Source organism: Microbulbifer maximicatervae (SeqCode), assembly GCF_052468295.1.
Map to the genome: position 1 here is coordinate 3,686,781 of NZ_CP174340.1, position 17,599 is coordinate 3,704,379.

General features: G+C 56.3%; 15 protein-coding genes and 1 pseudogene. 4 read left to right on the forward strand and 12 right to left on the reverse strand.

Annotation, left to right across the window (positions count from 1 at the left end; genetic code table 11):
* Positions 1 to 41 precede the first annotated feature (41 nt).
* The 6 genes and pseudogenes from carB to dapB all read right to left on the reverse strand — a co-directional run bounded on the left by carB (position 42) and on the right by dapB (position 7,967).
* On the reverse strand, positions 42 to 3,269 hold the full coding sequence (gene carB, locus ACJJIQ_RS16435) for a carbamoyl-phosphate synthase large subunit (protein ID WP_282931319.1): 3,228 nt from the start codon (positions 3,267 to 3,269) through the stop codon (positions 42 to 44).
* A 112-nt stretch (positions 3,270 to 3,381) separates the two neighbouring features.
* Entirely contained in the window at positions 3,382 to 4,530 is a 1,149-nt protein-coding gene (gene carA / locus ACJJIQ_RS16440; protein WP_282931318.1) for a glutamine-hydrolyzing carbamoyl-phosphate synthase small subunit, read from the reverse strand.
* A 330-nt stretch (positions 4,531 to 4,860) separates the two neighbouring features.
* Positions 4,861 to 5,436, reverse strand: coding sequence for a YfiR family protein (locus ACJJIQ_RS16445; RefSeq protein ID WP_413663272.1), 576 nt, complete (start codon positions 5,434 to 5,436; stop codon positions 4,861 to 4,863).
* A gap of 168 nt (positions 5,437 to 5,604) precedes the next feature.
* Positions 5,605 to 6,513, reverse strand: a complete 909-nt coding sequence (gene rimK, locus ACJJIQ_RS16450; RefSeq protein WP_413665891.1) for a 30S ribosomal protein S6--L-glutamate ligase — start codon at positions 6,511 to 6,513, stop codon at positions 5,605 to 5,607.
* Positions 6,514 to 6,642: 129 nt separating this feature from the next.
* A pseudogene (locus ACJJIQ_RS16455) lies at positions 6,643 to 6,927 on the reverse strand (ATP-dependent zinc protease family protein); the annotation flags it as partial.
* 224 nt (positions 6,928 to 7,151) lie between these two features.
* A complete protein-coding gene (gene dapB, locus ACJJIQ_RS16460; RefSeq protein ID WP_444891981.1) occupies positions 7,152 to 7,967 on the reverse strand; it encodes a 4-hydroxy-tetrahydrodipicolinate reductase in 816 nt (271 codons plus the stop codon).
* A gap of 232 nt (positions 7,968 to 8,199) precedes the next feature.
* On the opposite strand from dapB, the gene ACJJIQ_RS16465 reads away from it, so the two are divergent.
* Positions 8,200 to 8,649, forward strand: coding sequence for a hypothetical protein (locus ACJJIQ_RS16465; protein ID WP_282931315.1), 450 nt, complete (start codon positions 8,200 to 8,202; stop codon positions 8,647 to 8,649).
* A 125-nt stretch (positions 8,650 to 8,774) separates the two neighbouring features.
* Here the strand turns inward: ACJJIQ_RS16465 and dnaJ are convergent, their stop codons facing one another.
* The 3 genes from dnaJ to grpE all read right to left on the reverse strand — a co-directional run bounded on the left by dnaJ (position 8,775) and on the right by grpE (position 12,818).
* Complete coding sequence (dnaJ, locus tag ACJJIQ_RS16470; RefSeq protein WP_282931314.1) at positions 8,775 to 9,899, reverse strand: molecular chaperone DnaJ; 1,125 nt, start codon at positions 9,897 to 9,899, stop codon at positions 8,775 to 8,777.
* Between the two features lie 228 nt (positions 9,900 to 10,127).
* The gene (gene dnaK / locus ACJJIQ_RS16475; protein ID WP_282931313.1) at positions 10,128 to 12,074 is read right to left on the reverse strand and encodes a molecular chaperone DnaK; all 1,947 of its coding nucleotides are present in this window, start codon (positions 12,072 to 12,074) and stop codon (positions 10,128 to 10,130) included.
* A gap of 123 nt (positions 12,075 to 12,197) precedes the next feature.
* On the reverse strand, positions 12,198 to 12,818 hold the full coding sequence (gene grpE / locus ACJJIQ_RS16480) for a nucleotide exchange factor GrpE (RefSeq protein ID WP_282931312.1): 621 nt from the start codon (positions 12,816 to 12,818) through the stop codon (positions 12,198 to 12,200).
* A 228-nt stretch (positions 12,819 to 13,046) separates the two neighbouring features.
* Here grpE and recN point away from each other — a divergent pair, with 228 nt between their 5' ends.
* Together recN and ACJJIQ_RS16490 are read left to right on the forward strand one after the other, a co-directional pair.
* Positions 13,047 to 14,714: a DNA repair protein RecN gene (recN, locus tag ACJJIQ_RS16485; RefSeq protein WP_444915566.1), complete on the forward strand. Its 1,668-nt coding sequence runs from the start codon at positions 13,047 to 13,049 to the stop codon at positions 14,712 to 14,714.
* A 280-nt stretch (positions 14,715 to 14,994) separates the two neighbouring features.
* Positions 14,995 to 15,594, forward strand: a complete 600-nt coding sequence (locus tag ACJJIQ_RS16490) for a 1-acyl-sn-glycerol-3-phosphate acyltransferase (RefSeq protein WP_413663277.1) — start codon at positions 14,995 to 14,997, stop codon at positions 15,592 to 15,594.
* A gap of 50 nt (positions 15,595 to 15,644) precedes the next feature.
* On the opposite strand, the gene fur is transcribed toward ACJJIQ_RS16490, so the two are convergent.
* A complete protein-coding gene (gene fur, locus ACJJIQ_RS16495; RefSeq protein ID WP_282931309.1) occupies positions 15,645 to 16,055 on the reverse strand; it encodes a ferric iron uptake transcriptional regulator in 411 nt (136 codons plus the stop codon).
* 278 nt (positions 16,056 to 16,333) lie between these two features.
* Between fur and ACJJIQ_RS16500 the strand changes: the two genes are divergently transcribed.
* A complete protein-coding gene (locus ACJJIQ_RS16500; protein WP_413663278.1) occupies positions 16,334 to 16,678 on the forward strand; it encodes an outer membrane protein assembly factor BamE in 345 nt (114 codons plus the stop codon).
* Here the strand turns inward: ACJJIQ_RS16500 and ACJJIQ_RS16505 are convergent.
* Both ACJJIQ_RS16505 and ACJJIQ_RS16510 read right to left on the reverse strand, forming a co-directional pair.
* Positions 16,675 to 17,028: an RnfH family protein gene (locus tag ACJJIQ_RS16505; RefSeq protein ID WP_413663279.1), complete on the reverse strand. Its 354-nt coding sequence runs from the start codon at positions 17,026 to 17,028 to the stop codon at positions 16,675 to 16,677. The genes ACJJIQ_RS16500 and ACJJIQ_RS16505 overlap by 4 nt on opposite strands.
* Positions 17,025 to 17,465: a type II toxin-antitoxin system RatA family toxin gene (locus ACJJIQ_RS16510; protein WP_445362461.1), complete on the reverse strand. Its 441-nt coding sequence runs from the start codon at positions 17,463 to 17,465 to the stop codon at positions 17,025 to 17,027. The genes ACJJIQ_RS16505 and ACJJIQ_RS16510 overlap by 4 nt, the downstream gene beginning before the upstream one ends.
* Positions 17,466 to 17,599: the final 134 nt, after the last annotated feature.

Genomic DNA, 17,599 nt, shown 5'->3' on the forward strand with positions numbered 1-17,599 from the left:
CACGGGGCCCGGTTGGATTTCACAAGTTGGTTTTAAAGCTATTAAGACAGCTTTACGACACGCTGGTGAAGGTCTTGCAGGCGGCGAACCTGTAGCGGCTGCTCCTGACGCATGGCCATCGCCATGGCCTGGGCCGCTGCCAGGGTGGTCGTGTAACACACCCGGTGATTCTCGGCACTGCGGCGGATATCCGCAGAGTCGCGAATCGCCTGACGCCCTTCGGTGGTATTCACCACCAGCGCAATCTCGTCGTTTTTAATCATATCGACGATATGCGGGCGACCTTCACTCATCTTGTTGACGGTTGTAACGGGAATATCGTTTTCTTGCAAGACCTTGGCGGTGCCGCGGCTGGCAATTACTTCGAAGCCCAGTTCCACCAGATCGCGAGCTACGCCTACTGCGTCGGCCTTGTCGAAGTCACGCACAGAGATAAATGCGCGTCCGGACTCCGGCAGGCGATCGCCAGCGGCAACCAGGCCCTTGTCGAAAGCCTCTGCGAAGGTAGCGCCTACGCCCATCACTTCGCCGGTGGACTTCATCTCGGGGCCGAGAATCGGGTCCACTTTCGGGAACTTGTTGAACGGGAATACAGACTCTTTAACGGAGTAGTAGTCCGGTACGATTTCTTCGGTAAAGCCCTGCTCCTGCAAGCTGATACCCGCCTGACAGCGCGCAGCCACTTTCGCCAGTGAAGTGCCGATGCACTTGGAGACGAAAGGTACAGTACGGGAAGCGCGCGGGTTCACCTCGATCACGTAGATCTCGCCGTCCTGGTAGGCCAGCTGGGTGTTCATCAAGCCAACTACGCCCAGCTCGCGGGCCATGGCTTTCACTTCTTCGCGCATACGGTCCTGCACATCCGCCGGAAGGCTGTAAGGCGGCAGGGAGCAAGCGGAGTCACCGGAGTGAACACCACACTGTTCAATGTGCTGCATGATGGCGCCGATCACAACGTCCTTGCCATCGGATACCGCATCGATATCCACCTCAATGGCGGCGTTGAGGAAGTGATCCAGCAGTACCGGTGCTTCGTCAGAAACCTGTACCGCTTCTTTCATGTAGGTGAGCAGCTCGTCTTCTTTGTAGACGATCTCCATGGCGCGGCCGCCCAGTACGTATGACGGGCGCACAACCAGCGGGTAGCCCACGTCTTTCGCCGCCTGGATGGCTTCGGAGACAGAGCGCACGATGGCATTCTTCGGCTGCTTGAGGCCGAGACGCATGATCATCTGCTGGAAGCGCTCGCGGTCTTCCGCGCGGTCAATCTGCTCTGGGGTGGTACCGATAATAGGCACACCTTCGTTGGCCAGGTAGCGCGCCAGGTTCAGCGGAGTCTGGCCACCGAACTGTACGATCACGCCTTCCGGCTTCTCTTTGGCAACAATTTCCAGCACGTCTTCCAGGGTTACCGGCTCAAAGTAGAGGCGGTCGGAAGTGTCGTAGTCGGTGGAGACAGTCTCCGGGTTACAGTTGACCATGATGGTCTCATAACCGTCTTCGCGCATCGCCAGAGCGGCGTGTACGCAGCAGTAGTCGAACTCGATGCCCTGGCCGATACGGTTAGGGCCACCGCCGAGTACCATGATTTTCTTCTTGTCAGACGGCTGCGCTTCGCACTCCTCATCGTAGGTGGAGTACATGTAAGCGGTAGAGGTGCTGAACTCAGCAGCACAGGTATCTACGCGCTTATAAGACGGGAATACACCCAGCTTGTGGCGGAATTCGCGCACAGTCTTCTGGCTCACCCCCAGCAGGTCCGCCAGGCGGCGATCGGAGAAGCCTTTGCGCTTGAGGAAGCGCATATGCTCAGTGGTCAGCGCCGAGGTAGGCAGAGACTTGAGCGGCTCTTCAATTTTGATCAGCTCTTCGAGCTGTACCAGGAACCAGGGGTCGATACCGGACAGGTCGTAAACTTCGCCGACGCTCATGCCCATACGGAAGGCATCGCCCACGTACCAGATGCGCTCGGCACCCGGAATGGAGAGTTCGCTGCGCAGACGAGTCTCAGCGCCGTCTTTGCTCGGATCAATTTTGCTTTCCAGGCCGAAGCTGCCCACTTCCAGGCCGCGCAAGGCTTTCTGCAGGGATTCCTGGAATGTGCGACCAATCGCCATCACTTCACCCACAGACTTCATCTGGGTGGTCAGGCGCGCATCGGCTTCACCGAATTTCTCGAAGGTGAAGCGCGGAATCTTGGTGACAACGTAATCGATGGACGGCTCGAAGGACGCCGGGGTAGCACCACCGGTGATATCGTTTTGCAGTTCGTCCAGGGTGTAACCCACTGCCAGCTTGGCCGCGACCTTGGCGATCGGGAAACCGGTGGCCTTGGAGGCCAGTGCGGAGGAGCGGGATACGCGGGGGTTCATTTCGATCACAACCACGCGGCCAGTCTTCGGACAAACGCCGAACTGTACGTTGGAGCCGCCAGTCTCAACGCCGATCTCGCGCAGTACCGCGATAGAGGCGTTGCGCATCAGCTGGTATTCCTTGTCGGTCAGCGTCTGCGCCGGGGCAACGGTGATGGAGTCACCGGTGTGTACACCCATCGGATCGAAGTTCTCGATGGAACATACGATGATGCAGTTGTCGTTCTTATCGCGAACCACTTCCATCTCGTACTCTTTCCAGCCGAGCAGGGATTCGTCGATCAGCAATTCGTTGGTGGGGGAGAGATCGAGACCGCGCTTACAGATCTCTTCAAACTCCGGCCAGTTATAGGCCACACCGCCACCGGAACCACCCATGGTGAAGGACGGACGGATAATGACCGGGAAGCCGAACTCTTCCGGTACTTTCTTCGCCTCTTCCATGGAGTGGACGATCTTGGCACGCGGGGTTTCCAGGCCGATCGCCTTCATTGCCTTGTCGAACAGGTCGCGGTCTTCCGCTTTCTCGATAGCGTCTTTGTCCGCACCGATCAGCTCGACATTGAATTCCTTCAGGACACCGTGCTTGTCCAGGTCCAGGGCGCAGTTCAGTGCTGTCTGGCCGCCCATGGTGGGCAGGATGGCGTCGGGGCGCTCCTGCTCGATAATCTTGGCAACGGTGCGCCACTCCACCGGCTCGATGTAAGTGGCATCGGCCATGGCCGGGTCGGTCATGATGGTGGCCGGGTTGGAGTTCACCAGGATCACCCGGTAACCCTCTTCGCGCAGCGCCTTACAGGCCTGGGCGCCGGAGTAGTCAAATTCGCACGCCTGGCCGATCACGATGGGGCCTGCGCCGATAATCAGAATGCTTTGGATATCTGTGCGTTTTGGCATCTTTCTTCCGTTCTACTACCGGCAAAGGCCGGCTGCGCTAAATTTCATTCGTTTCTTGTTAAAACCGCCGCAAAAGCGGCGGTTAATTGCCCTACCCTGGGCGGCTACGCCCTTAGGCGCGCTCTTTCATCAAATCGATAAAGTGGTCGAACAACGGCGCCACATCGTGTGGGCCCGGGCTCGCTTCCGGGTGTCCCTGGAAGCTGAAGGCCGGCTTGTCCTTCAGGTGAATACCCTGCAAGGTACCGTCGAACAGGGACTTGTGGGTAACTTCCACATTGTCCGGCAGGCTGTCGGCGTCCACTTCGAAACCGTGGTTCTGCGCGGTGATCATCACCTTGGTGCTGTTCAGGTCTTGTACCGGGTGGTTACCACCGTGGTGACCGAACTTCATCTTGGCAGTTTTACCGCCCACCGCCAGGCCCAACAACTGGTGGCCCAGGCAGATGCCGTAGGTGGGGATGCCAGCGTCGAGGATTTCGCGAATAGCGGTGATCGCGTATTCACAGGGCTCGGGGTCGCCGGGGCCATTGGACAGGAATACACCGTTGGGATTCATCGCCAGTACTTCGGAAGCCGGAGTCTCCGCCGGTACTACGGTGATGTCACAGCCGCGATCCACCAGCATACGCAGGATATTGCGCTTCACACCGAAGTCGTAAGCCACTACTTTGAAGGGCTGTTCCGGCGCGGCCTTGTGGCCTTCGCCCAGTTCCCAGGTACCTTCGCTAAAGGGGTAGGCTTCCTTGGTGCTCACTACCTTGGCCAGGTCCATCCCTTTCAGACCGGCAAATTCCTTGGCCTTGGCCAGGGCTTCTTCGCGGTCGATATTATCACCGGCAACGATGCAACCGCTCTGTGCACCCTTGTCGCGCAGCAGGCGGGTCAGGCGGCGGGTATCGATATCGGCGATACCAACGATATTGCGCTCGCGCAGGTAGTCCTCTAGGGACTGCTCGTTGCGGAAGCTGCTGGCCAGCAGCGGCAGGTCGCGGATTACCAGGCCGGCGGCCCAGATATCAGCGCACTCTTCGTCTTCCTGGTTGGTGCCAGTGTTGCCGATGTGCGGGTAGGTCAGAGTCACAATCTGGCGGGCGTAGGAGGGATCGGTGAGGATCTCCTGGTAGCCGGTCATGGATGTGTTGAACACGACCTCGCCAACAGAACTGCCATGAGCACCGATTGCGCGTCCTTCAAAGACACTACCATCTGCGAGCACCAGCAGCGCGGGAGTTGTACTCTGCATAAAGTTGTGGGGCATGAAAGCCTCCGACGTAGGGACAGCTTTAGTCAAATTGAACTCCAATCTTCAGAACTGCTTCCGGGCGGGGTTTGCGGGCTTCGGAGCACGCGGGCTCCTGACTGGTGCGCGCATAAAAAAGCGAGATGAAACATCGCAGCTTCATCTCGCTTTAAAAATCTGTTCACGCGTGATTCTCACAAAGTGGCCGACGGTTGCCGCCAGCTTTTTAGTAGGCTCACGCTGCGCGATTCAGCTTCGCGGCACCGGCCCAAATCGGGCGCAGATTCTACGCGAATTCACCTCTGGACGCTAGTGCAAAAATACGCCAGGCTACTTTCCCTGAAAATCTCACTCCGGCTTGCGTCCCAACCGGAAAAGACTGCTGCCCATTTTCAGCTCCGCCTTCTCCAGCATGGTCTTGTTCATCCGCAGGGCCACCTCCCGGCCGCTGTCAGCAAACTCGATCATACCGCCAGTGGCGGCAAAGCGCTCGGCATCGCTCACCGTCAGTACCGGGAAAAATTCCAGTGCCACCAACGCCTTGAGCAGTGTGGGGCGATCCAGGGTACTCAGCACCACAATTTGGCACTTGCGCGCCCGCAGCATCTCCTTGACCTCGATCTTCTCAAGCTCTACATCCCGCCCATCAATACGCTGATTTTTGAACCGGGCTGCCAGTGGCTCACCGAGAGAGTCCCCACCCATCAGGCACACCTTGAACGGGGCACTGCTGTTGGCAAAGGCGTTGACCGGCCACTGCAGGTGGTAGGCGAAGTGCACTATGTAATCCACCATTACCCGCCGCCCCAAAGGCGTATCGGAGAGCTGCACCGCAGCCTGGGCACCCACACCGGTGAAAAGTACTGACAGGAAAAGTATCAGGGCAGGAATAATGCGAAATGAACCTGGGCTGGATATCGTCATAGAAGCTCAAACCCTGCGGTTTGCACCTCCCGAAAGGAAGCTGCGGTGGGCTGTTACCCGCAGCGGCCAAAGCTCGCTGCGGCTCTATTTGCGCGCCAGCGAAAAGCCCGGCCACCTACTCAGGTTAGCCCAACGCAAAGGCCCCCGCCGGGACCAGAGTTACAGCGCCTAAAGATCCTCCCCCGGCAATATCGGGCGCCACTTCAACGCCTTTTCGATAGATATGATCATGGCCCCAGCCACATCCTTGCGCGTAGCGCTCTCGATGCCTTCAAGCCCCGGCGAGGAATTGACCTCCAATAACAGCGGCCCCTTGCGGGAGCGAATAATATCCACACCCGCCACTTTGAGCCCCAACACCTTGGCAGCCTTGACCGCCAGGCGCTTCTCCTCGGCGGTGACCTTCACTACTGAAGCCGTACCGCCCTGGTGAATATTGGCACGAAATTCCCCCGGTGCCGCCTCACGCTGGATCGAGGCCACCACACGACCGTCGATAACAAATAGGCGAAGATCCTTACCCTCCGCCTCGCGAATAAACTCCTGCACCAGAAGATTGGCCTTGAGGGACTTAAACGCATTAATCACCGATTCCCCAGCCTTACGGGTTTCCGCCAGAACGACACCGCGCCCCTGGGTTCCCTCCAGCAACTTCACCACCAGTGGCGCACCGCCCACCATTTCGATCAGCTCATTGGTATCCACTGGGGAATTGGCAAACCCAGAGGTTGGGATATTTAGTCCACTTTGTTGCAGCAACTGCAGGGAAAATAATTTATCCCGCGACTGACTGATAGCGGCAGAGCCATTCAGGGCAAAAATATCCAGGCTCTCAAAGTGCCGCGTCAGCGCACAACCGTAAAAAGTCTGGCTGGGGCGAATACGGGGAATCACCGCATCCAGGCTATTGAGTATGCGGCCATCCCGGTAGTGTACTTCCGGCTCATCAGGGTCGAGCTTCATGTAGCACTGGCGGATATCGAGAAAACTCATGCGATGTCCGCGCTCGGCCCCCGCTTCCATAATGCGCCGGTTGCTATAGAGATCCGGGTTCGATGCCAGCAGCCCGATGCGCAGACCGGTACCGGCAATATGGTGCTCATCCCGATAATATTCATCCAACTGGCTTTTCGGGATATCGCCAATACAGAAGCTCTCAGCCGGATCCACCAGCATTCGCCCAATCATGGCTTCGCGCCCCAACAACATGCGATAGCCCATGCTGTCCCGATTGGTCAGGGTCAGTTCGATATCCCAGACACTGCCACCAATGGAAATAGAGGTACGAATTACCGGGCGTTTTTCGCTTTCTCCGGAGGAGCTACGCACCAGCCTTTTATCCAAAAGCCGCGCCTCACAGCGCACTGAAGGGCGGCGCTGGTGCTGCAATGGATGCGCCTCAAAACTCACCCAGGGTTCGCCATCGCGCTTGAAGGTATGGATGTTGTAAGCGTGCAAACAGGAAGTTTTAGCCCCGGAGTCCACACGCACCTTAATCGCCGGGACGCCGAGTGCGGGAAGTCCGCACCACTCTTCGCTGCCGACAATCAACTTTCTTTCCAATCGAGATTCCTCAAAGGAAGGTTACAGGGTGACCGGTCGAACGAATGTTGCCGGCCTTTTAGTTTTACCCGCAAAAATGGCGGGCAAATGAAAATCGAAAATTTCTTTCACAGCGCCCCTGCAGGCGCTGAATTTATTTACTCTAAGTAAGATTAGTTAAGGCCGAGCACATCGCGCATATCGTAGTGCCCCGGTGCCCGCGCACTCCCTTCCTCTCCCATCATCCACAGTGCCGCGCGCACAGCACCGCGAGCAAAAGAGAGCCTGCTGCTGGCTCGATGACTAATTTCGACCCGCTCACCTTCCGCCAGGAACATCACCGAATGTTCACCTACCACATCACCACCGCGCACTGTGGCAAAACCGATAGTATCCCGATCGCGGGCACCGGTTTGACCTTCGCGGCCGTAAACTGCCACTTTATCCAGGTCGCGCCCCAGAGTTTCCGCGATCACTTCTCCCATACTCAGTGCCGTGCCGGAAGGTGCATCCACTTTGTGGCGATGATGGGCTTCGACAATCTCGATATCAGCCTCTTCCGCCATTACCCGCGCAGCAGTTTCCAACAATTTAAAGCACAGGTTTACCCCGGTGGAAAAATTACTGGCGAGGCACAGCGGCACCTGATCCGCATAAGCCAATACTTTATTTTTTTGCTCGCTATCGAAGCCCGTGGTGCCGATTACAATGGGGAGGTTTTTCTCCGCACAATAGGCAGTATTTTCCACGGTCGCTTTAGGAGCAGTGAAATCAATAAGTACATCAAAGTCTGCCTTATCGAGGCTGTCCACAATAGCGAGGCCGCTGCGGCCCAGACCGGCAACTTCGCCGGCATCGGCGCCGACCAAGCTGGAGCCAGGCCGCACTATAGCCGCTGACAGTTCGGCCTTATCAGACAGGGACAAAGCCTCCGCCAACGCTCGCCCCATTCGACCACCAAATCCCGTCACCGCCACTTTTACCGCCATCACAGTACTCCAGTCCAAATCTATAAGGTTCTGGATTCTACAACGCACCCGGTAGAGCGCATAGATACCAGTAAGCCAGTATTAGCGTGTCTAAAAATCGCTAGTCACTCCGCAAAAGTAAAACAAAAAGAAATATCCACATATTTTTAAATTGCCAAGAGGATACTTGCGCAAAACGCGATATCAGCGGCCACTGCTACGCTTTACTGTGAGGGGTAAATGGAGCGCCAATATGCGACTGATGATCCTGTCCAACCATCTACCACACATCATGGTGGTAGTGATCTCTCTGAGCCTGGCTTTTGGCAGCACGCCGGCATCTGCCCAGCAGCAAAATGCCAATCCAGACTTTTGGGAGAAATATGATGATATTACCGATTGGGTGACGCTGCGTTTGCAGCTCACCCCGGGACAGGAAAAAACCGTATTACCCATTATGCAAAAAAGCTTCGCAGAGAAAAAAGCGGTGCTGGAAAAATACGGTTTACTCAGTGGTGAAAAGGTCGCCCTAACCCCCAAGCAACGCGGCGAAATTGGCGCTCAATTCGCAGCTATCAGTCTGGAAACACACAAAGAATTGGAAGGTATTTTAAATAAGGAGCAACTGCGCAAAGCGCAAAAAATCCAACAGGAATTCCTGAGTGAATTCGCAGCCCGCTTGAGAACCAAAACTTCCCAATAGAAGGCGTTCTATTGAAGGAATAATACTCGCCTGGAAATAAAAAAGGCTCGAAAGCTAATGCTCCCGAGCCTTTTTAAATAGGCAACCCGCAAAACAATTTAAGGTTTTGCCGGTGCCAACAGCGATTAAAGCTTCATATCACCAAAGAAGTTTTTCACCCCTTCAAACCAACCGGTCTGGCGCGGTGAATTTTTCTTTTCGCTGAGGGTATTAGAGAACTCTTGCAGCAAGTCTTTTTGCTTGCCGGACAAATTCACTGGAGTTTCTACCACAACGCGACACAGCAAGTCGCCGGTTGCACCACCGCGAACCGGGGAAACACCCTTGCCGCGCAGGCGGAACAGCTTGCCGGTCTGGCTTTCCGCAGGAATCTTCAGCTTCACTTTACCGTCGAGAGTCGGCACTTCCAGCTCACCACCGAGGGCAGCGGAAACGAAACTAATCGGCACTTCGCAGTAGAGGTTCTTGCCATCGCGCTGGAACAGATCGTGCTCTTTTACCACTACCTGTACATAGAGGTCACCAGCGGGGCCGCCATCGGGCCCGGCTTCACCTTCACCAGACAGGCGAATGCGATCACCGGTATCCACACCGGGCGGTACCTTAACGGACAGGGTTTTGGTTTCCTCTACGCGACCGCGACCGTGACAGCTGCCACAGGGATCGGAGATAGTGGTACCGCGACCGCGACAGTTGGGGCAGGTTTGCTGAACAGAGAAGAAACCCTGCTGCATACGCACCTGGCCAGCACCACCACAGGTGCCACAGGTTTGCGGAGAGGAACCGGGCTTGGCCCCGGAACCGCTACAGGTACCACAGGCTGCCAGAGTCGGAACGCGAATCTTGACCGTGGTGCCGCGCACCGCGTCTTCCAGGTCCAATTCCAGGTCATAGCGCAGATCGGAACCGCGAGCAGGGCCGCCGCGACGGCCACCGCCGCCACCACCGAAGATATCGCCGAACACATCACCGAAAATATCGGAGAAGCCACCGAATCCACCAGCGCCGCCACCGCCCATCTGGCCTTCCACACCGGCGTGGCCAAACTGGTCATAAGCTGCGCGTTTCTCGGAATCCGACAAAACCTCGTAGGCCTCATTGGCCTCCTTGAATTTGTTCTCCGATTCCTTGTCATCGGGGTTACGGTCCGGGTGAAACTTCATTGCCACCCGGCGGTAGGCTTTTTTCAGCTCTGCATCCGAAGCGCCGCGCTCGACGCCGAGGACTTCGTAATAATCGCGTTTCGACATAAAACTATGTTCTCTGGTCCGGCATCAAGAACGGCCAAACTCTCTTTCTACTTCTCGGTTTCTAACTAAGCCCCGCGAACGGAGCACCACCAAAACTGCGAAAACTCGGCAAATATTGGCAGATACCTGAAACAACACAGGGCGCGGGCCTCTGAAAGTAAGGCGCCGCGCCCCTGAAGTTCTCCGGCGGCCACTTTAAAAGCTGCCACCGGAATTGCAAGCGAACGCTTACTTACCTTCTTTTTTGTCGTCCTTAACTTCTTCGAACTCTGCGTCTACCGCGTCGTCGCCAGCGGAGGACTGCTGCTCGCCCTGGGCACCAGCGCCAGCGGCACCTTCAGCACCAGCGGCTTGAGCCTGCTCGGCGTACATCTTCTGAGCAACCGGACCGGAAGCTTCAGTCAGCTTGGTAGTTGCAGCTTCCATCGCAGCTTTGTCGTTGCCTTTAACGGCTTCTTCCGCTTCGGTAACAGCCGCTTCAATAGCTGCTTTCTCTTCAGCGGTAGCTTTGTCGCCAGCTTCTTCCAGAGTTTTCTTGGTCGCAGAAATCAGGCCGTCGAGCGTGTTACGAGTCTGCACCAGCTCTTCGAACTGCTTGTCCGCTTCAGCATTAGCTTCAGCGTCCTGAACCATCTTATCGATCTCGTCCTCGGACAGGCCGGAGGAAGCCTGGATCACAATGGACTGCTCTTTACCAGTGGCCTTGTCCTTCGCGTGTACGTGCAGGATACCGTTGGCATCGATGTCGAAGGTTACTTCGATCTGCGGCATGCCGCGCGGTGCCGGTGGGATATCGGCCAGGTCGAAACGACCCAGGGATTTGTTCTGTGCAGCCTGCTTGCGCTCACCCTGAACCACGTGAATAGTTACCGCAGTCTGGTTGTCATCCGCAGTGGAGAAAACCTGGGACTTCTTGGTGGGGATAGTGGTGTTCTTGTCGATCAGCGGAGTCGCAACGCCACCCATGGTTTCGATACCCAGGGTCAGCGGGGTTACGTCCAGCAGGAGTACGTCTTTAACGTCACCGGACAGTACGGCACCCTGGATAGCAGCGCCCATGGCAACGGCTTCGTCGGGGTTAACGTCTTTGCGCGGCTCTTTGCCGAAGAACTCGGTTACTTTCTGCTGAACCATTGGCATACGGGTCTGACCGCCTACCAGGATCACTTCGTCTACACCGGAAGCGGACAGGTCGGCGTCTTGCAGAGCGATTTTTACCGGCTCCAGGGAGCGGGTAACCAGCTCTTCTACCAGGCTTTCCAGCTTGGCGCGGGTCAGTTTAACCACCAAGTGCTTGGGACCAGTAGCGTCTGCAGTGATGTACGGCAGGTTGACTTCGGTCTGCTGGCTGGAGGACAGCTCGATCTTGGCTTTTTCTGCAGCTTCTTTCAGGCGCTGCATCGCCAGGGGGTCACCTTTCAGGTCGATGCCCTGGTCTTTCTTGAACTCGTCTGCGAGGTATTCGATCAGTCGCAGGTCGAAGTCTTCACCACCGAGGAAAGTGTCACCGTTGGTGGACAGTACTTCGAACTGCTTCTCGCCGTCTACGTCGGCAATTTCGATGATGGAGATATCGAAGGTACCACCACCCAGGTCGTATACCGCTACAGTGCGGTCACCGCCCTGCTTGTCCAGGCCGTATGCCAGTGCAGCGGCAGTCGGCTCATTGATAATACGCTTAACGTCCAGGCCCGCGATGCGGCCGGCGTCTTTAGTGGCCTGACGCTGGGAGTCGTTGAAGTAAGCCGGTACGGTAATTACTGCAGCTTCTACTTTCTCGCCGAGGAAGTCTTCCGCAGTCTTTTTCATTTTCTTCAGGACTTCGGCAGAGATCTGCGGCGGAGCTTTTTTATCGCCTTTCACTTCTACCCAAGCGTCGCCGTTGTCAGCTTCAGTGATGGTGTAAGGAACCATCTTGATATCTTTCTGGACAACGTCGTCTTTGAATTTACGGCCGATCAAACGCTTAACCGCAAACAGAGTATTTTGGGGATTGGTCACCGCCTGACGCTTGGCAGACTGACCTACCAGAATTTCGTTGTCGTCAGTGAAGGCAACAATAGAAGGTGTAGTGCGATCGCCTTCGGCGTTTTCGATTACACGCGCTTTGTCACCATCCAGTACCGCTACACAGCTGTTAGTGGTACCCAGGTCGATGCCGATAATTTTTCCCATCTGTAAAATCCTCTTTTGATGCGCGCTGCCAGCTATGTTCTGTTTACACCGCGCGAATAATTCTTGATGTCAGCTATATTGGTGCCGGCCGCTAAATTTCAAGGCCGCTTTACACTTCTGCCGTTACGGCGCTTTGCTGACCACCACCATGGCCGGGCGAACCAGGCGGCCATTGAGGCGATAACCTTTTTGAAACACATCCAGAACCGTGTTCGGCTCCACCTCGCCGTTGGGCACCTGAGTCATAGCCTGGTGCAGCTCAGGGTCGAAGGGCTCACCGGCCGGATCGACAACTTCCACAGCATTTTTCGTCAGGGTTTCAACGAAAGATTTGTGGGTCAGCTCGATACCTTCTACCAAGGCCTTGTTGGCTTCGTCGGCCGTATCGATCGTCGCCAGTGCGCGCTCGAGGTTGTCCACTACAGGCAGCAAGTCCTGTAGCAACTTCTCTACCGCAAATTTGCGCGCGCGCTCGATATCCTGTTGCGCGCGGCGGCGGGCATTCTGCTCTTCCGCCTGGGCGCGCAGGGCCATATCCTTGTGCGCTGCCAGCTGCTCCTGCAACTTGATAATTTCCTCGTGCAGGGCATCGGCACCTTCGGCCTCTTCCCGCAGGGCTTCCTCGGCAAGTTCGCTTTCTATAGAGGAAGGGTCTTCAATCTCTGCTGAAACGCCCTCGTCTGTAGCTGGTGCGTGCTCCGCCCCCTCTTTAATCTGATCTTCTTCGCTGCGCTCTCTGGCCACTGCTTTCTCCGTCGCGTCGACTCTGTCAGTAATGTGAGTTGAGCCCGTCTCTCGGGCACTGGAGCCTATATGGGGACATCCCCGCACAGTTCAAGTGGTTTTTCGCGCTAGCGCACATCCTCAGAGTAATATGGCCCCGCCCCTATAGCTAACCGGGAACGAATACTGTATAAATAACCACTAATTGGGCCGGGCGCCCGCCGATTAGCAAGGACACAAGCGATCTCTATGCTGCTGCATCTGTCTATCAGCCAATTCACCCTGGTGGACCAACTGGAGTTGGAGTTTGGTCCCGGTACCAGCACCCTGACCGGCGAGACCGGCGCGGGTAAGTCAATCACCTTGGATGCCCTCGGCCTGGCGCTGGGCGGTCGCGGCAGCGCGGAGCTTGTGCGCACCGGCGCCAATCGCGCCGATATCAGCGCCACATTTGATATCGTCGAGCACCCCAGCGCCGCCAGCTGGCTCGAATCCCAGGAGCTGGACGCCGGGCAGGAAGTCATTCTGCGCCGCACTATCGGCGCCGACGGCCGCTCCCGCGCCTATATCAACGGCCAACCGGTCACGCTATTGCAGCTACGCGCCCTGGGCGAGCAGCTAATTGATATCCACAGCCAGCACGAACACCAATCCCTGCTGAAGAAAGAAACGCACCTGCGCCTGCTGGATGAATACGCCCAGGCCCAGGAACTCGCCGCAGAGACTCGCAGCCGCTTCAAAACCTGGCGGGATCACTATCGCCGTTATCGCACCCTGGCCGACAGCGCCGAGGAAGCCGAAGCCCGCCGCCACTTGCTGGAATACCAGCTTAAGGAACTGGATCAACTTGGCTTGAGCGAAGGGGAAATAGAGTCCCTCGAGAGCGAACAGCAACAGCTGGCCAATGCGGGGGAAATCCTCAGTGGCAGCTACCAGCTGGCCGCTTTCCTTTCCGGCGGTGAAGGCGATATCGCCGAACAACTGCACCGCGCCCTGCAACTGCTGTCCTCCATGCCCGGACAGGCTCCGGCCTTAGTAGAGGTGGCGCAGATGCTCGACAGTGCGCGCATCCAGGTGGATGAGGCCGCAGCCACCCTCTCCCGACATATCGATCGCTTCGAGATGGACCCTGAGCGACTCTCCGAAGTTGAAGACAGGCTCAGCGCCATCTACCAGGCTGCGCGCAAACACCGAGTCCAACCGCAGGAGCTGCCGGCTCTGCAGCAACAGTTACAGGCAGAGCTGGACGATATCGGCAGCCCAGATGCCCTGGAGCGCCTTGCCGCAGATTGTGAACAACTGGAAAAGCAGTACAGAAAAGTGGCCGGCAAACTCAGCAAACTGCGCAGTAAAGCGGCAGCTTCACTGGCGGAGGCCGTGAACGGCCAGCTGGCCGACCTGGCCATGCCTCACGCTCGAGTAGAGCTATCACTACAAGAGCTGGATACGCCCAATAGCCAGGGACTGGAAGAAGCGGAGATATTAATTTCCACCAACCCGGGCCAACCGCCTCGCCCCCTGGGCAAGATTGCCTCCGGCGGTGAACTCTCCCGGGTCAGTCTGGCAATCCAGGTGGTAACTGCGCAAACCTCCCGCACCCCCACCCTGGTATTCGACGAGGTGGATGTGGGTATCGGCGGTGCCACCGGTGATGTGGTGGGCCGCCTGCTGCGTCAACTGGGAGAAACCCGCAATGGCCGCAGCGGCCAGGTAATCTGTGTGACCCACTTGGCCCAGGTAGCGGCGCGAGCCCACCGCCAATACTTGGTGGAGAAACACAGCGATGGCGAAAGTGTTTTTGTGGCACTGCGCGAACTCACCAACGGCGAGCGCCGCGAAGAAGTGGCGCGCATGCTCGGCGGCGCCCCCACCGCCCAATCCTTGGCTCATGCCGAGGAAATGCTGGAGAGAATTTAACTCTCCACCCCCTCTCTCAGGCTGGCTATGGAGTCAGCCCCACTTCCTCTATACGATTCCGACGCCAAATGTCACCAAAGGGCAAAAATGGTGCATTTTGGTAGGCAATCTTATACCGTAGATCAATAAATGACCGCCACACAATCCGGTAAACCACCCCTTTCGTCGGATATATGTGCCGATTTAGGACAAACGCACAAATATGACTGGGAGCGGCAGGTAAAGTCACCATATACTTGGCGGCTTATTTTTCGATGTATGAGTAGTCCCGGCCGAGGTTATGCAGAGAACGATTTTCAACACCCCTATTGTCACCCCAATCCTCCGCTTGGTTGCACGGGTGCTACTGAAGTTGCACGGCTGGCGTGTCAAAGCTGACGAGCAGTCTCTCAAACTAAAGCAGTACGTATTGATCGGCGCCCCCCATACCACTAACTGGGATGGCTATTACTTTATTCTCGCCGCACTCAAACTGAAGATGACCCCGCAGTGGATGGGCAAAGACAAGCTGTTTACCTTCCCGCTGGGTGGCCCCATGCGCTGGTTCGGCGGTATCGCCGTAGACCGTAGCAAAGCCAACAACCTGGTGGATGCCACTGCCAGGCAGTTCAAACTGCGCAAAGAACTGGTTATCGCTATTCCCCCCGAAGGCACTCGCGGTTTGGCGGAACGCTGGAAGACCGGCTTTTACCATATCGCCCGCAACGCCAGGGTTCCGGTAGTACTTGGCTATATCAGCTTCCCCAAAAAAGAAGTGGGTATCGGCCCGATAGCGCAATTCAGTGAAAACCTGGAAGCCGAGCTGTTGAAGCTCAAGGAATTTTACGCGGATAAAATTGGCAAGTTCCCAGAGCTTTACACCCCACCCTGCCAGTCGTAACACCCAGCGTAAGCATTTGAAGGGTGCGGTGAATACCGCACCCGGAAGAATCACTTCTCTTTTTCTGTCACATACAGAACCAGGCTGTGGCCAGTCAGCTCATAGCCGTGCTCTTCAGCGATCTGGCGCTGTAGCTCCTCAATCTCTTCATTGTGGAACTCGATAACCTTACCAGTATCCGTGCACACCATGTGATCGTGGTGATCGCCACGGTCCAGCTCGAATACGGAGTGGCCGCCATCGAAGTTGTGGCGCACTACCAGGCCCGCGCTCTCAAACTGGGTCAATACCCGGTACACAGTAGCTAGGCCGACATCCTCTCCCGCCTCCAGCAACAGCTTATAGACATCCTCAGCACTCAAATGCTGCTCACTAGTGCTTTCGAGCAATTGCAGAATTTTCACCCGCGGCAGAGTGACCTTGAGGCCAGCCTTGCGCAATTCCTGGTTTTCGTTCGACATGTATCAATATTTCCCGGCAGGATTTTAAAAGTTATCCGAAGTTGCCCAAACCCACAGCGGCCATTTATAAAGGATTCCGACCCTGGAGTCCCGTCTGTCAGCGAGCCAACTCTTCAGGTATTATCCCATGCCCTACGGAGTCAGAGAAACCCCGTACTGCTCACTTAGGGCAGAACTGGTGGGTGGAGGAACTTTTTTTCTCCACTTGAGACTAAACTGACTGTTTGTAAGAAATCAGCGTGAGCGCTGCCGTTTGAAACCGAATAATGGAGCAATGAATGCCGCCTAGTCTGAGATTTCTCACTATCGCCTTCCTGTGCAGCTTGCTGGGAGCTTGCACACTCGTAAAATTCCCCGGTGTACACCGTATTGAGGTGCAGCAGGGCAATATCATTACCCAGGAGATGGTGGATCAGCTAAAGCCAGGGATGACGCGACGCCAGGTACAGTTTGTTCTGGGCACTCCGCTGCTGGAAGATACTTACAACCCCAACCGCTGGGATTACGTCAATCGCCTTCGCGATAAGAAAGGCAATATCACCCAAAAGACCTTTAGCGTTTACTTTGATGAAGACTCCCTGGTAGCCACCAGCGGCGACTGGCAGCCCACAGGCTGGCCCTAAGCGGAAGTCCCCTCGGCGCCTTTCTTCTTCTCAGCCATACGCTTGGCTTTCTCGGCGCGCTGCTTGCGCGCCTCTTTGGGATCGGCGATCAAGGGGCGATACACCTCAACCCGGTCCCCGGGTTGCAGGACATAACTTTCTGCCGGCGGTAGCCCCTTACTCCCCAGCACCTGGGCAAAAATACCCATCTTTGCCGTATCCGGATCAACTTCGGGATACTCCTTGGGAATTCCCGAGCGAATTAGCGCCTCCCGCGCAGTGGTACCCTCAGACACTAACAAACGCATTAATCGCTGTTCGTGGGGCAGTGCGTACACCACCTCCACCGAGATTGTTTTCTCTTCTGTCATTGGGGTTTCCCGTAAACTTCTTCCGCGCGCTCACACATAACCGCGACCATCTGGTTGGCCAGGCCACTGAAAATTTTTCCCGCAGCCGCCGCGATCAATCGATTTTTCATCGAAAATGAAAGGGTAAAACTCACTTTACAGGCATTTTCAGCCAGTCGAGTAAATTCCCACAGTCCCTCGAACTGCTCGAAAGGACCATCCACCAGCCTGAGCGTCATCGACTTGGGACGCACCAGCTGATTGCGGGTCACAAAGCTCTGCTTTATACCCGCGCGCGACAAATCCAGGCGCGCCTCTAAAGTCGTGTCATCGCTGTGGATAATCTCCGCAGCACGACAGCCGGGTAAAAATTGTGGGTAACTGGCCACATCGTTGACCAGATCAAACATTTGTTCCGCGCTGTACATCACCAGCGCACTGCGTTCTATTTCAGTCATTCCTACTGTCTAACCCAGTCCATCAGGCAAAATTACCTGGGATTACCGTTGAACGGCTAATTTTGCCAGTCGGCGCTACTCAAGCAAGACAATTCCTGCAACAATCGCATTTTTTACCGGTGGGCCACACTTAG

Excerpts from the sequence above, each read along its gene's own strand:
- ACJJIQ_RS16490 (WP_413663277.1), top strand. The coding sequence starts at position 14,995 with ATGCAGAGAACGATTTTCAACACCCCTATTGTCACCCCAATCCTCCGC.
- ACJJIQ_RS16500 (WP_413663278.1), top strand. The coding sequence starts at position 16,334 with ATGCCGCCTAGTCTGAGATTTCTCACTATCGCCTTCCTGTGCAGCTTG.
- dapB (WP_444891981.1), bottom strand. The coding sequence starts at position 7,967 with ATGGCGGTAAAAGTGGCGGTGACGGGATTTGGTGGTCGAATGGGGCGA.
- ACJJIQ_RS16445 (WP_413663272.1), bottom strand. The coding sequence starts at position 5,436 with ATGACGATATCCAGCCCAGGTTCATTTCGCATTATTCCTGCCCTGATA.
- carB (WP_282931319.1), bottom strand. The coding sequence starts at position 3,269 with ATGCCAAAACGCACAGATATCCAAAGCATTCTGATTATCGGCGCAGGC.
- dnaK (WP_282931313.1), bottom strand. The coding sequence starts at position 12,074 with ATGGGAAAAATTATCGGCATCGACCTGGGTACCACTAACAGCTGTGTA.
- dnaJ (WP_282931314.1), bottom strand. The coding sequence starts at position 9,899 with ATGTCGAAACGCGATTATTACGAAGTCCTCGGCGTCGAGCGCGGCGCT.
- ACJJIQ_RS16505 (WP_413663279.1), bottom strand. The coding sequence starts at position 17,028 with ATGACAGAAGAGAAAACAATCTCGGTGGAGGTGGTGTACGCACTGCCC.
- fur (WP_282931309.1), bottom strand. The coding sequence starts at position 16,055 with ATGTCGAACGAAAACCAGGAATTGCGCAAGGCTGGCCTCAAGGTCACT.
- carA (WP_282931318.1), bottom strand. The coding sequence starts at position 4,530 with ATGCCCCACAACTTTATGCAGAGTACAACTCCCGCGCTGCTGGTGCTC.
- ACJJIQ_RS16465 (WP_282931315.1), top strand. The coding sequence starts at position 8,200 with ATGCGACTGATGATCCTGTCCAACCATCTACCACACATCATGGTGGTA.
- recN (WP_444915566.1), top strand. The coding sequence starts at position 13,047 with ATGCTGCTGCATCTGTCTATCAGCCAATTCACCCTGGTGGACCAACTG.
- ACJJIQ_RS16510 (WP_445362461.1), bottom strand. The coding sequence starts at position 17,465 with ATGACTGAAATAGAACGCAGTGCGCTGGTGATGTACAGCGCGGAACAA.